Consider the following 13556-nt stretch of genomic DNA (forward strand, 5'->3'; position numbering starts at 1 on the left):
GTCGTCAACGCCTACGTGAAGCCAACGCTCGACCAGTACGTCGCACGCGTCGACGAGTACCTTGAGGACCACGGCTTCACCGGCCAGATTCGCTACATCCAGGCGAACGGCGGCATCGCGAGCAGCGAACTGCTGCGCGAACGTCCGGCCTACGCCATCAACTCCGGGCCAGCGGGCGGGCCTGCGGCGGGGCTTCACCTCGGCAAGCAGTTTGGCTCCTCTGACGTCATCACCATCGACATGGGCGGGACGAGTTTCGACGTGAGCCTGACCAAAGATGGCGCAACGGAGATTCGCAAGGACTTCGACCTCATGCGCTATCGGATGGGGCTCCCGATGCTCCAAGTCGAGACTATCGGTGCGGGCGGCGGCTCGATTGCGGCGCTGAATCGCGGCGTCCTCGAAGTCGGTCCGGAGAGTGCGGGCGCAGAACCCGGCCCGGCGTGTTACGACCGGGGTGGCACGAAGCCCGCCGTCACCGACGCGCTCGTCGTCCTTGGCTATCTCAACCAAACCGAATTGCTCGGCGGGCGAATGCAGATCGACGCCGACGCCTCTCGGAAGGCCATCGCAGACCACATCGCAGACGATTCGCAGTTAGACGTGGAAACGGCCGCCGCAGGCATCCTCGAAATCGTCAACAAGCGCATGGTCGCGGGCATCCGGCAGGTGAGCATCGAGAAGGGCCACGACCCACGGGACTTCACGATGGTGTGTGGCGGCGGCGCAGGCCCCGCCCACGCGACCGGACTCGCTGACGAACTCGGCATCAAGCGCGTGCTCGTCCCGAAGACGGCGAGCGTGCTCTGTGCCTACGGTGAGGTCGTCTCGAACTACCGGCACAACCACCTCGCGTCCTACCCCTCGGCCATCGGTGACATCGACCCAGCCAACCTCGAAGCACAGTTTACGCAACTCGAAGCAGACGCAACCGCACAGCTCCAGTCTGAGGGCATCGACGATGACGACATTCGTCTGGAGCGTGTCTTCGAGATGCGCTATCAGAACCAAATCAAAGAGTGTGAGGTGTCGATGCCAGCCGAACAGATTACAGACGAGTGGCTCGCCTCGCTCAGAGACGCCTTCGACCGTCGCCACGAGGAGCTGTACACCTACGCAGAGCCGGAGACGCCGGTCGACCTCATCAACATCGAGTCCATCGCCCACGGGCACATCACGCCGCCCGACATCACGGGGGATATCCCCGAGGGAACGCCGCTCGAAGACGCACAGGTCGCGACGCGCGACGCCATCTTCGAAGGCGAGACCGACGCCGCGCCAGTGCCCGTCTACGACGGCGAGGTAATCCCCGTCGATGGCACGCTCTCCGGTCCGGCCATCATCGAAGAGCCAACGACGACCATCGTGGTCAACCCAGAGTGGACGGCACGCTTAGACGCCGCTGGCGTGTACGAACTCACGAGAGCCGAGTAAGCTGCGCTCGGCATTTTTTTGCGACTGCGAAAAAGAAGGCGAGATTAGTTCTGCGCGATGTCCGTGATGTCTACGTAGCGCGTTAGCAGGTAGACGATGGAGAAGATGATGAGCAACAGCGTGATTGAGAGCGCCGCTGCGTCCGGGTAGTTGAGCCCGTTGTTCACCGAGAGGTAGATGAGCGTCGTGATGGTGCCCGTCCCGCCCGAGAGGAACTGGGGCACGGTGAAGTCACCGATGGAGAGGACGAACACGAAGATGACGCCGATGATGACACCGGGCATGCTCAGTGGGAGGGTGATGTGCCTGAACGTGTCGAGCGGGTGGCCACGGAGCGTCTCCGAGGCGTCGAGGAGGTCTTCGTCAATCTGCGCGAGCGAGATGTAGATTGGGGAGGCCATGAACACGACGAACGCTGCGACGTAACCCATCGTTTGTGAGAACGGCGAGAACAGCAGGAAGCCGAGCGGTGCGTCGATGAGGCCCCACGAGATGAGGAGCTTGTTCACGACACCAGTCCGACCCAGAATCGGGTACCAGCCAATCGTGCGGATGACCGCGGAGGTCCAGAACGGAATCACGAGGAACAACAGCAGTAGGATGCCGCCGTTCTGACTCATGTAGAACCGCATGTAGTAGGCAAGCGGGTAGCCGACGATGAGCGTGAGCGCCGTCACGAGGACGCCAATCACGAGCGAACTCGCGAACACGCTGTAAATCGTTGGTTGGAACACGGCTTCCCACGCCGCGAGCGTGAACGTGTGTTCCACGCTGAAACTCGAATAGGTGAGGAAGCTGTAGTAGAGAATGACGACGAGTGGGGCGAGCAAGAACAGCGTAAACCAGAGGATTGTCGGGCCAACCAGTAGTTGGACTTCGCCAATGCCGTTCCGACGAATTCTCTCTGGGAGGCTTTGCTCTTGTTTGACAACTTGGTCTGTCGTTTCCGAACTCATTGTATGTTGATAACGCTTCGCATGAATGTAGGTTTCGGTTGGTGCTAAAAAATTTCAGGTGTTTTGTGTCTACGCGCTCGTAAACTCTTTCCAGCGTTCGAGCATGTAGTCTGCGTTGCTTGGCCAAATTTGGAAGAAGCCAATGCGGTCGATCCGCTCTTCGACGGGACCACTGTTGCGGGTCTGTCCGTCCGAGGCTGGCGAGCCTTCTTCCATCGACCATTCGTACTTCTGTGGGTCGAACAGGCCGGGTTCGTCCACGGACTCGTAGGTCGCCTTTCCTTCGTACGCCCAGTCGTAGTACTCTGGACCCATGCCCTGTCCGGAATCGTCTTCGCCGTCGCGGACGAGTTCCTTGTTCGGGTAGTGTGGCACCGAGTAGCCCCAGCCCTGAATGAAGCCAGGGAACCATGCGCCGTAGTGCACGTCGTTGATGAGTTGGTGCACTTCGTCGACGTTGTTCCGGTCTTTTGCCCCGGGGTTGAGTGGGGCAATGCCGCCGAACCAGTAGCGGTAGCCTTGGATACCGTCTTCCATCGTCGCGTAGGTACACGGCGTCCCGGCGCGCCGAACGTCGAGGCAGGCGGGTTGCCAGATGTCACCGATTACGGCTTCTTCGCTGGCCATCAGGTTCACGGAGTTGCCGTAGGCAACCCACGTCGAGCGGAACTGGCCGCCCTGTTTTTGCTTGATGAGGAAGTCAACTGCCGCGTCAAGTTGGTCTTCGGATGGGTTGTTCAGGTCGCCCACTTCGCCCTCAATCATGCTGTTGTCCATGAGGTGCATCAGCGCCTCAGGGATGGTGATTGAGGAGACGGCGCCCATCGCAACTTTGCCTTTGTACTGTTCGTCGAACAGCACACTCCACTTCGAAACCGAACTCTCCTCGACGAATTTCGGGTTCAGGCCGATGGCGTCGAAGTTGTAGACGTGTGGTGGGAACCGGAGTTCGGTCTTGTCCTCGTCTGCCCACAACTCATCGAGCATCGTGTCGGTCTGTGCGCCGAGGTAACTCACACGCTCGCCGGGGTTGGTGAACAGTTCGGTGATTGTGCTTTCATCCCATTTGTCGAGTGCGTCTTTGGGAACGGACAGGCTCGCGTCGTTGTCTTTCGTGAGTGCTCCTGCACCGGCGGAGTCAATCGAAAAGGCGTCGAAGTTTGCCCGGTCACCGCTCAGCAGTTTCTGTTGGGTCGTCGGAATGTCAGCATTCGTGGTTTCGATATCGGTTCCCGTCATCTCCTTGTATTTTTCCGCTTGGCCGTCCCGGACTGCCCAGGCCGGCCCCATCCATTTAATCGGGCGAGAGCCGTCGTCGGTGGAACCGCCGCCACCGCCGCCGTTTCCGTCGCCGCCGCCGTTACCATCGCCGTCTCCTCCGCCTCCGGTACACCCGGCTAATGCGAGTGCTCCCGAGACTGCGCCAGCGCGAACCATGAAGTTGCGCCTATTGATACCATTTGGCATTGTGTGAAAGAGGTGAGTCAGACTACTTATAGATTTACATATATCCATGAATTACACGCTGTACCAAACATTCACCAGCTACTGAAAGTTGAAAAATCGGGAAATGTGCTACATTTTCCGGCCGCACCTGGCGACGACCATTCGGACACCATGTTGCGCCGATAACTCTATTCGACCCTAGATGAATGGTTTCGTATGACACGGCTACAAGACCGAGTTGCACTCGTCACGGGGGCAAGTTCAGGTATCGGCAATGCAATCGCAACCACCTTCGGCAGAGAAGGCGCGAAGGTTGTGCTCGCAGACGTCCGCAAAGAGCCAAAGCTCGAAGACGAACGCTCGGTGTTCGACAAACTGGACGAACTCGATGCGACCTACACCTATGTGGAAACGGACGTGACGACTCCCGAATCGGTCGAGAAGGCAGTCGAAGCGGCTGTCAGTGAGTTCGGCGGCCTCGACATTCTCGTAAACAACGCGGGTATCTACTACCAGTACGCGGTGGATGAAACGCCGCTCGAAGACTGGGACCAAATCATGGACGTAAACCTCAGAGGGCTGTTTCTGTGCTGTAAAGCCGCCCTCCCCGAACTCGAACGCTCGGAACACGCGAAAATCATCAATCTCTCTTCGATCTACGGGTTGGTCGGCGGGAAAGGCAGTGGGGCCTACTGCGCCTCGAAAGGCGCGGTATCGAACCTCACCCGCCAGATGGCGCTCGACTACGCTGCAGACGAAATCAACGTAAACGCGCTCGCCCCCGGTATCATCAAAACTGCCCAGAACGCCGAGTGGCGTGAGACAGACCCAGAGTTGCTCGCAGACTGGCAGGCGGCCACGCCATGGCCACGCTTTGGCGAACCAGAAGACGTGGCGAACGCCGCGCTGTTTCTCGCAAGCGACGAGAGCGACTTCGTGACCGGCACCGTCCTGAGCGTTGATGGCGGCTGGACGGCGAGGTGATTCGATGGGCGAACTCGAATTTATCGTTGGCGACCAGACGTTCACCGCGACCCTGTTAGAAGATGAAGCACCCGAATCCATCGCGGCCATACGTGAGTTCCTACCGCTCGACTCTGAGATACAACACGTCCGCTGGAGCGGGTTTGCAGGCTGGGTGAACATCGACGAAGTCGACCTGCCTGATTTACCGCGAGAGAACCATACTGTCTACCCTTCTCGCGGTGACGTGCTGTTGTATCCGGGCTACAAGAACGACCAAGAGATTCTGATTCCGTGTGGCCCGACGTGTTTCAAGAGTCCGGCCGGTGAACTCGCGGGTAATCACGTCGCCATCCTCGACGCGACTCGCGAAGAGCTTGCGGCGCTCGAAGTGTCGCTTCTGAAAGATGGGTCACAGCCAATAACGATTCGCGAACGGTAAACGCGGAAAAACTCGAATTTTTTGTTAATTGCGCGCAGAGAAGACGAGGAAGCCAGCGAACGCGAGCAAGATGGTCGAGGCAATCGTCGTCACGCTTCCGAGGGCGAACAACACCGGGGTTGCGCGGGTTGCAGATGCGATCGAGAACACTTCGAGGGGCATCGTGTTGCTGCCCCCGAGGAGCAGGAGGCTGCGCGTTGCCTCGTTGTACGAGAGGGTGAACGCGAACACGGCCGCGCCGAGAACGGTCGGGGCAATCTGCGGGAGGATGATTTCGCGGAACACGGTGATGTTGTCCGCGCCCATGACGCGAGCGGCTTCTTCGTTCTCCGCGAGATTCGGCGGGAACCCCGCGAGCAAGACAATCACCGCGAAGGGAAGCGTCCAGACGACGTGGACCGGCGTCGCGAGCCACAGGCCCTTTTCGAGTCCGAGCAGTTCGTTCAAGAAGAGCGTTGCACCCACTCCGTAGGTGATGCCCGGCGTGATGATACCGAGGATGAACAGGAATAACAGGCCGCGCTGGCCCCAGAAGTCATAGCGGTAGGCAAGCGCCGCCATCGTTGCGAGCACCGTGGTGATTATCATGACCACAATCGCGAGCTGGAGCGACCGGTACACCGCGGACACCATCGACTGGGTCGCCAACAGCTCGCTGTACCAGCTCGTCGTGAACTCGAGGAACGGGAAGGTCAACCCGCCCGAGTTAAACGAGAACCCGATGACAGACAGTATCGGGAGGTAGATGTACAGCGCGATGAGCGCGGTGTACACCGCGAGAATGTGTTTCATACTGATGCGTTCGACGAACGAAGCAAGGGCCGACTGATTGCGTTGCTCGCCCGAGCGGCCGGTTTGTGTTGACATCTATCACACCAGTTCTCCCCCATCTATATAAATTCTCAGGACACCGCTCGCATCGTGATACTCAAGAAGACTGTTCGCGAATCGGCTCAGTGCATCGCGTCGCCACCGTCCGGACTGAGCGTCTGTCCGGTGTAGTAGCTGCTGTCGTCCGAGGCCAAGAACACGGCCGTCGGCACTACGTCTTCGACCCGTCCGAGACGGCCCATCGGCAACTCAGCCTCTTTGTTCGTGCGCCACTCCTCTGAAATATCGGAGAGCAACTCCGTCTCGATTGGCCCGGGGGCGATGGCGTTCACCGTTACGTCGGGGGCGACTTCTCTCGCGAGCGCCCGAGTGAACGCGATGACGCCGCCTTTCGCCGCCGAGTAGTGGACGAGTTCGGGTGCGCCCTTGAAGCCGAGTTGCGAGGCCATGTTGATGATGCGACCGTGGCCCGCTTCGAGCATTCTCGGCAGGGCAAAGCGCGTGACGAGGAACACACCACGGAGGTCAACGGACATCACGTCGTCCCACATCTCGACGGGCATCTCCGCGAGGCGAGACTGTCGGACGATGCCCGCATTGTTCACGAGAACGTCCATCTGCCCGAGTTCTGCGTCAAATGTGTCGAGCATCGCCTTCACACTCTCCTCGTCGCTCACGTCGCCGGAAAGGGTGATTGCCGTACCCCCCGCGGCTTCGATTTCGGCTACGACTCCCTTTGCGCGTTCTGCTTCCTTGTCCGTCGGCGGATGGTTGACCGCGACTGTCGCCCCTGCTTCGGCCAACCCAATCGCAATTCCTTTGCCGATTCCGGTGCTCGCGCCGGTCACGAGCGCTGTCGTGTCTGCTAATCGCTCCATGCGGGAAACTCACACGGTCGGGGCAAAAGTGTTCTCTCTGCCCCCTGAAAGAACTATCACGGTGTACGTGAACACAGCACATATGGACGAGCAAGCAGTGTACGAACGGGCCAGTATGGATACGAGCGTCGGCTACGGCGAGACGCCCGCCCTGCTCGTGGTCGATTTACAGAAAGGCTTCACCGACGAGGAGAACCCCCTCGGAGACGACCTCACCGCAGTCGTCGAACGCACGAACACGCTCCTCGAAGCGGGCCACGCCCGCGACGTACCCGTGGTGTACACTCGAATCGTGAGTTCACACCCGTCGTGTGCGGACATGGGCATCTGGCAGGAGAAAATCCCCCGCCTCGATACCCTCATGGCGGGCAGTGAGTGGATCGAACTCGACGACCGCCTCGACGTTGCAGAGACAGACCACGTCCTCGAAAAGCGGCAAGCGAGCGGCTTTCACGAAACCGAACTCGCCTCGATGCTCGTCGCGTGGGGTGTCGATACGCTCATTGTGACCGGGTGTACGACGAGCGGGTGTATCCGGGCCTCCGTGGTCGATGCCTGCGCCCACGGCTACCGCACAATCGTCCCGGCAGAAGCAGTCGGTGACCGGTCTACGCCACAACACGACGCCAACCTGTTCGACATGAACGCAAAGTACGCGGATGTCCGGCCGGTCGAAGAAGTCGTTTCGTACCTCGAAAAAGCGTGAGTCGTTAGTTCGCTTTGAACTCTGCGAACACGTCGATGACCTCCTCTACGTTCGGTCCGAGTGAGTAGAGTGCGGGTTCGGTACAGCCTGCGTCGCAGTACTCGCCGACCTTTTCGATGCAGTCTTCTGGCGTCCCGGCGGCGACGATGTTCGTCACCACGTCGTCCGAGACGAGGCGACTCGCGCGCTCGATGTCTTCGGCGTTTGCGGGCCAGCCACCGAGTTCCTCTGAGACCTGATCGCCGAGCTCGGGGTCTATGCCACACGCCTTGCGGATGTGTGGCTGTTGACCGATGTACTGGGTCACGAGGCCGCGGGCGTTGTCGATGGCCACGTCGCGGTCTTCGTCCATCGAGACGGCGATGAGCTGTGGACAATCCACGTCATCAAGGGTGCCGCCCTGTTTTTCGACGCCGATTTTCAGCTGCTCTAACGCCAACTCGTTGTGTGACGGCGGGATGAGGTAGTTCATGAACACCCCATCGACGACGCCGAGGCCGGTGAGTTCGCCGGACATCTTGTTCATCGTCAGCCCGGTCGCACCGATGTAGATGGGCACGTTGCGCTTGTCTGCGTTCGCCCGGACGAGGTCGAGTTCGATGTCGTCTACGTCGATGAACTGCCCGTCGTAGGTGACGTTCTCCAAGTCCAGCAGCTTGCGCAAGACGGTGCAGTACTCCCACATGTAGCGAAGCGGGTTCTTGCGGTCGATGCCCACCTTGCTCGCAAGGGGGTCCCACCACGCGCCGATGCCGAGCATCGCGCGGCCGCCGGAGAGTTCATCCAGCGTCGAAAACGTCTGGGCCATGAGCGCGACGTTACGCGTATAGCAGTTGGTCACGCCCGGCGCGAACTTGATGGTGTCTGTCATCTGGGTGTACGCCCCCATGACGGTCATCGCGTCGCGGACGAGGCGAGATTCGCCCTGCCAAACGGTGTCGAACCCCTTGTCCTCTGCGTACATCGCGTACTTGATTTCGTCTTTGATGTCCGGGCGCTCCCAGTTCCAGATGGCGAGGCGGTCGAAGGATGGGTCGCTCATATCACTCACCTCCGGCGAGTTTGACCGCCGCGTTCACAATCGTCGAGGCCGCAGAGTAGCAGTCGTCCCAACTCGTGTACTCGCTCTCGTTGTGGCTCTTGCCGTTTTCGCTCACCGAGAACACCATCGCCGTGTCACACACGCTGTGGAGGTGGGTCGCGTCGTGGCCCGCCCCGCTGAAGATGCGCATGCTATCGAGTTCGAGGTCGTCTGCGGCTTCTTGGACGGCATCGACGCACTTGTCCGAGAACGTGACGCTCGGGGCGCGCATTCGCTCGTTCCACTCCCACTCGACGCCCTCGCGCTCTGCGGCCCACTCTGCTTCCTGCAGGACGCGCTGGAACGCCTTTTCGACGATTTCGTCGTCGGGGTCTCTGAAGCCCCACGTGATGGTGACTTCGTCCGGGATGATGTTGATGGAGTTGGGCTTGACATCGACGTAACCGACCGTCCCAACTGTTCGGTCGCCAAGCGTACCCGGAATCCGGCGAATTTGTGTGATGACGTCTGCGGCCGCGACGAGCGCGTCTTTGCGGTAGTGCATCGGCGTCGGCCCGGAGTGGTCTGCGTCGCCATGGAAGGTCAGCCCGCCCCACGTGAAGCCGACGATGCCAGTGACCACGCCCACGTCTTTGTCGTTCTCTTCGAGGTACGGCCCTTGCTCGATGTGGAGTTCGAGGTAGGCTTCGTACTCCTCGCGGGGTTCGACTGGCTCGTCGCCTTTGTAGCCAATCCGTTCGAGTTCTTCTTCGAACACCGCACCGTCTGCATCGGTTTTCGCGTACTCCTCTTCGAGTGAGTGTGCCCCCGCCCAGACGCCGCTGCCCTGCATCGCGGGCTGGAAGCGAGAGCCTTCCTCGTTGGTCCAGTTCACGATTTCGATGGGGTGTTCGGTCTCGATGTCGTGTTCGTTCAACGTTCGGACGAGTTCGAGCGCGGCAATCACGCCCATTGCACCGTCGTAAATCCCGCCATAGGGCTGGGAGTCGAGGTGCGAGCCGACAAGCACAGGCTTTGCATCGGGGTCGGTTCCTTTGCGGCGACCGAACATATTCCCGAACTCGTCTACCCGCGTTTCGAGTCCCTCTGCGTCCATCTGTGCTGCAAACCAGTCACGAATCTCCTTGTCCTCATCAGAAAGCGCTAGCCGGTGAAGTCCACCGCCCTCGGTCCCCCCGATTTGTGCTTGCTCTTTCATCGTCGCAACAAATCGCTCGCGGTCCAGTGTTACTGGCATAGTAGACACTCTCAGAAGTGCGCAATAAGTATTTGTGTACGGTTAGCACGCACGTCGTGTCTCACCTGAAACGCGATTGATAAAAATCAGTCGAAAAACCGTCCGCAGGCTGCCAGTTACTTGCCGAGGATGTCGGTTTCGAGGTCGATGTCTTCTAACACGCTCGTCCGTTCTAAGATGATGGTGTTTGCTGCGTCCCAACCCACCGTCACCCGGTCGCTGTCAACGGTGAGCTTCTCCTCGGATTTTAACTGAATCTCCTCGGTTTCGCCCTCCTCGGTTGTCGCAGTGAGAATCATCTGCGTACCGGAACCCGACTGGTAGAGTACGTCTTTGACCGCACACTCGATGGTGTTCTCGGCCGTATCGTCGAGCGAGAGGTACTGTGGACGCACGGCGAACGGAACACGCTTGCCGACGAGCGAACTCGGTTCGGATTCGAGGTTGTCGGTGCTCACCGTGAACTCACCAAGTTTGGTCTTGATGGTCGCACGGGATTCGTCGTCTGAGAGCGCGACAAGTTCGCCATCGAACAGGTTCGAGTCCCCGACGAACGCCGCGACGAACGCGGTGTTCGGTCTGTTGTACACTTCATCGACCGGCCCGGAGTGCTCGATTTTCCCGCCGTTCATGACCACGATTTGGTCTGCGAGCCGCATCGCTTGGGTCTGGTCGTGGGTCACGTAGACGAAGGTGGTGTCGAGTTCGCGGTGGATGCGCAGCAGTTCGCGCTCCATTTTCTTTTGGAGTTTGTAGTCCATGTCGCCAAGCGGCTCGTCGAGCAGGAGCAGCTTCGGTTCGAGCACCAGACTGCGGGCGAGGGCAACGCGCTGTTTCTGCCCAGCGGAGAGTTCGCGGGGCTGTCGGTCGCGTAGTTCGTGGAGCTGCATCATCTCAAGGACGTTTTCGAGCCGTTCGTCGATGACGTCCTCTGTGAGCTTCATCCGTTTTAAGCCGTAGACGACGTTCTCGGCCACCGTGAGGTGGGGGAACAGCTGGAAATCCTGGAACACGAGCCCGATGTCGCGGTGGTACGTTGGCGTGTTCGTGATGTCCTTGCCGTCTAAGATGACGCTGCCTTCGGTTGGCTTGATCTTCCCGACAAGCGAGTGGAGCGTGGTCGATTTCCCACAGCCAGAGGGGCCGATGACGACACAGAAGTCGCCCTCTTTGATGCTAAAGGAGATGCTGTCGACAGCGAGCGTCCCATCGGGGTAAATTTTCGTCAGGTCTTCGACTCGGAGTACGTCAGACCGGTCTTCGGCGGTACTTGCGTGCGGTTGATTTTCGAGATTTGTGTTGGACACGATTACACCTCCATCAGGTCATCGACGGTCACGGTATCGACTACGCTCAGCGTATCGTAGGCGATGGCGTCTGTGGCGTCCCAGCCAATCGTCGTCTGGTCGCCAATCGCTTCGAGCGGGACGTTGCCGGTCACGACAATCTGGAACTCTTCTGTATCCTCGCCAATTGAGACGCTGAACTCCGTCTCCTCGCCCGTGTAGGTTCTGCCGACAACAGTTGCGGCGAACGTGTTCTCCTTCGTTGCGGCTTCGTTGCCGATGGTGATATTCTCCGGGCGGATGAGCACCATCGTCTCGGTGCCATCGGGGAACGGGCCGTTGTGTGCCTCAGCGACGACGTCGCCCTGTGGCGTGTCAACAACGGTGTGTGTTGCGGTTGTCTCACGGACGGTTCCGAGCAGCGGGTTCGAGTCACCGATAAACCGGCCAACGAAGGCGGTTTCGGGGCGGCGGTACACTTCGTCCGGCGTCCCGACTTGCTCTATCATCCCGTGGTTCATCACCACGAGTTTGTCCGCGAGCTTGAGCGCCTGGTCCTGGTTGTGGGTCACGTAGACGAACGTACTCCCCATGGAGTTGTGGATGCGGCGCATCTCCAACTCCATGCGCTTTTGCAGCTTGTAGTCAAGGTCTGCAAGTGGGTCGTCTAAGAGCATCACGTCACATTCACGGACGAGCTGACGGGCGAGTTCGACGCGCTGTTGTTGGCCACCACTCAGCTCTGACGGTTTGCTGTTTTTGGTTTCACCGATGGCGAGCATGTCGAGGACCTCGTCTATCTTTTCGTCAATCTCGGCCTCGGAAAACGACTCGTCCGATTGGTGAAGCCCGAACGCGACGTTCTCCCCGACGGTCATGTGCGGAAAGAGCCGTTCTTCGAAGTCTTGGAACACGTAGCCCAGATTTCGGTCTTCGACGGGCACGTCGTCGACGTTCTCGCCGTCGAGACGAATCGAGCCGTTGTCGAACGAAACGACGCCTGCAATCGTTTTGAGCAGGGTCGATTTTCCACTGCCACTCGGTCCAACGACGACACAGAACTCGCCGGGTTTGACGGTGAAATCGATTCCCCGTAGTACTTGTTCGTTTGCAAAGGACTTTTCGAGTGAGGAGATGGAAATGATATCCTCGCCTTTGCTAAGCGCACTCATGATTGGTGAATCGCCAACAGTGGCTTTAATGTTTTGGGACAAATTTCAGACAATTATCTGAAGAATGTGAGTGGGACAACTGGGACCAATCCGCCTGCAGACGCGCGATTAGCCGAGTTGGAACACGGTACACGGAACGGAAAGGCCGAGAATAATGTCTTGGCTCGTACTCCCAAGCAGCGCCTTGCCGGTCGGGCTCCGTTTCCGGCCACCGATGAACACATGGTCGATGTCGTGGGTATCGACGTAGTCGACGACTTCGTGGGCCGGGTTGCCAACGAGGCCGACGACGGTTCGCTCTAGCCCGGCGTCACTCACAATGCGCGCGGCTTGGCTGACCACGGTGTTTCGTTTTGCCATATCGGAGGGGTCTGCCGAGTCGTACTTAAAGTCGGAGAGGAGGTGTTTGAACTCGGACTCTGAATACACCCGCAACAGCGTGACGTGCGCGTTGAACGCGGCCGCAATTTCGACCGCGCGCTCGGTCAGTTCCTCGATATTCATGCGCTCTTCACCGACGGCGATGAGAATTCGCTCAATCATCTGTCTGCCACCAAGTTGGCAGAACTACATGATAAAGGTGCCCACGGGAAACGCTACCAACTATCGCAGCGTGGAGTTATTCGTGTAAGTCTTTTTTGAAGGTGTAGCAGTAGCGCTCGTAGTCCATCCTGTCTTCGTAAAATCGGTGGGCGTCGTCGCGCCAGAGACCGGATGCCAACTCGATGACTGCACAGCCACGGTCTGCGCCCCATTGCTCTAAGTGCGCCAACAATGTCTCGCCGTGACCCTCAGACCGACGGTCTTCGCGGGTCACGAGGTCGTACACCCAGATGTGCGAACCGTGATAGAACGTCGTCGAAATCCGTACACCACCGACCGCGAGCAGGTCGTCGCCTTCGAACAATCCGAACAGGCGATACCCCTCGTCGGCCATCGTTCGCAGGTAGGTCATGTACTGTTCTTCGGGTATCGGTCTGAGTTCGGCCATGACGGGGTAGGCGGCGCGCCACTCCACTTCCGTCGTGAGTTCAGCTACAGTCGTCTCTGGCATGGTGGCTCACGATAGTACTGACACGACACCACGACATAAAGGGTCGTCTGGGGTTCCGGGCGGAGCCAGTTCTCCACGAAAAACCCGTGCGGAGCGGGTAGACGTGTCA

Annotated in this window: 14 protein-coding genes; 4 read left to right on the forward strand and 10 right to left on the reverse strand. The window is 59.2% G+C overall.

Features of this window, described 5'->3' with window-relative positions; all coding sequences use genetic code 11:
- Positions 1–1434: hydantoinase/oxoprolinase family protein (locus V5N12_RS15400; RefSeq protein ID WP_332900113.1), on the forward strand; the 1434-nt coding region annotated here is incomplete at its 5' end.
- A gap of 44 nt (positions 1435–1478) precedes the next feature.
- Here the strand turns inward: V5N12_RS15400 and V5N12_RS15405 are convergent.
- Together V5N12_RS15405 and V5N12_RS15410 are read right to left on the reverse strand one after the other, a co-directional pair.
- A complete protein-coding gene (locus V5N12_RS15405) occupies positions 1479–2390 on the reverse strand; it encodes an ABC transporter permease (protein ID WP_332900114.1) in 912 nt (303 codons plus the stop codon).
- Between the two features lie 69 nt (positions 2391–2459).
- Positions 2460–3857, reverse strand: a complete 1398-nt coding sequence (locus V5N12_RS15410; RefSeq protein ID WP_332900115.1) for a substrate-binding domain-containing protein — start codon at positions 3855–3857, stop codon at positions 2460–2462.
- Between the two features lie 195 nt (positions 3858–4052).
- On the opposite strand from V5N12_RS15410, the gene V5N12_RS15415 reads away from it, so the two are divergent.
- Both V5N12_RS15415 and V5N12_RS15420 read left to right on the forward strand, forming a co-directional pair.
- Complete coding sequence (locus V5N12_RS15415) at positions 4053–4820, forward strand: SDR family NAD(P)-dependent oxidoreductase (protein ID WP_332900116.1); 768 nt, start codon at positions 4053–4055, stop codon at positions 4818–4820.
- A 4-nt stretch (positions 4821–4824) separates the two neighbouring features.
- Positions 4825–5241 carry a DUF3830 family protein gene (locus V5N12_RS15420; RefSeq protein ID WP_332900117.1) on the forward strand — a complete coding sequence of 139 codons (417 nt, stop codon included), beginning with the start codon at positions 4825–4827 and terminating at the stop codon, positions 5239–5241.
- Positions 5242–5265: 24 nt separating this feature from the next.
- On the opposite strand, the gene V5N12_RS15425 is transcribed toward V5N12_RS15420, so the two are convergent.
- Complete coding sequence (locus V5N12_RS15425) at positions 5266–6108, reverse strand: ABC transporter permease (RefSeq protein WP_332900118.1); 843 nt, start codon at positions 6106–6108, stop codon at positions 5266–5268.
- Between the two features lie 86 nt (positions 6109–6194).
- Positions 6195–6950, reverse strand: coding sequence for an SDR family NAD(P)-dependent oxidoreductase (locus V5N12_RS15430; protein ID WP_332900119.1), 756 nt, complete (start codon positions 6948–6950; stop codon positions 6195–6197).
- A gap of 82 nt (positions 6951–7032) precedes the next feature.
- On the opposite strand from V5N12_RS15430, the gene V5N12_RS15435 reads away from it, so the two are divergent.
- Entirely contained in the window at positions 7033–7656 is a 624-nt protein-coding gene (locus V5N12_RS15435) for an isochorismatase family protein (RefSeq protein WP_332900120.1), read from the forward strand.
- A gap of 4 nt (positions 7657–7660) precedes the next feature.
- On the opposite strand, the gene V5N12_RS15440 is transcribed toward V5N12_RS15435, so the two are convergent.
- From V5N12_RS15440 to V5N12_RS15465, 6 genes are all read right to left on the reverse strand, one after another.
- Entirely contained in the window at positions 7661–8698 is a 1038-nt protein-coding gene (locus V5N12_RS15440; RefSeq protein WP_332900121.1) for an LLM class flavin-dependent oxidoreductase, read from the reverse strand.
- Position 8699: 1 nt separating this feature from the next.
- A complete protein-coding gene (locus V5N12_RS15445; RefSeq protein WP_332900122.1) occupies positions 8700–9935 on the reverse strand; it encodes a Zn-dependent hydrolase in 1236 nt (411 codons plus the stop codon).
- 116 nt (positions 9936–10051) lie between these two features.
- A complete protein-coding gene (locus V5N12_RS15450) occupies positions 10052–11242 on the reverse strand; it encodes an ABC transporter ATP-binding protein (protein WP_332900123.1) in 1191 nt (396 codons plus the stop codon).
- Positions 11243–11244: 2 nt separating this feature from the next.
- Positions 11245–12393, reverse strand: a complete 1149-nt coding sequence (locus V5N12_RS15455; RefSeq protein ID WP_332900124.1) for an ABC transporter ATP-binding protein — start codon at positions 12391–12393, stop codon at positions 11245–11247.
- Between the two features lie 108 nt (positions 12394–12501).
- Entirely contained in the window at positions 12502–12936 is a 435-nt protein-coding gene (locus V5N12_RS15460) for a universal stress protein (RefSeq protein ID WP_332900125.1), read from the reverse strand.
- 76 nt (positions 12937–13012) lie between these two features.
- Entirely contained in the window at positions 13013–13447 is a 435-nt protein-coding gene (locus tag V5N12_RS15465) for a GNAT family N-acetyltransferase (protein ID WP_332900126.1), read from the reverse strand.
- Positions 13448–13556 lie beyond the last annotated feature (109 nt).

It is taken from the genome of Haladaptatus sp. CMSO5 (genome assembly GCF_036689885.1).
Taxonomy (GTDB): domain Archaea; phylum Halobacteriota; class Halobacteria; order Halobacteriales; family Halococcaceae; genus QDMS2.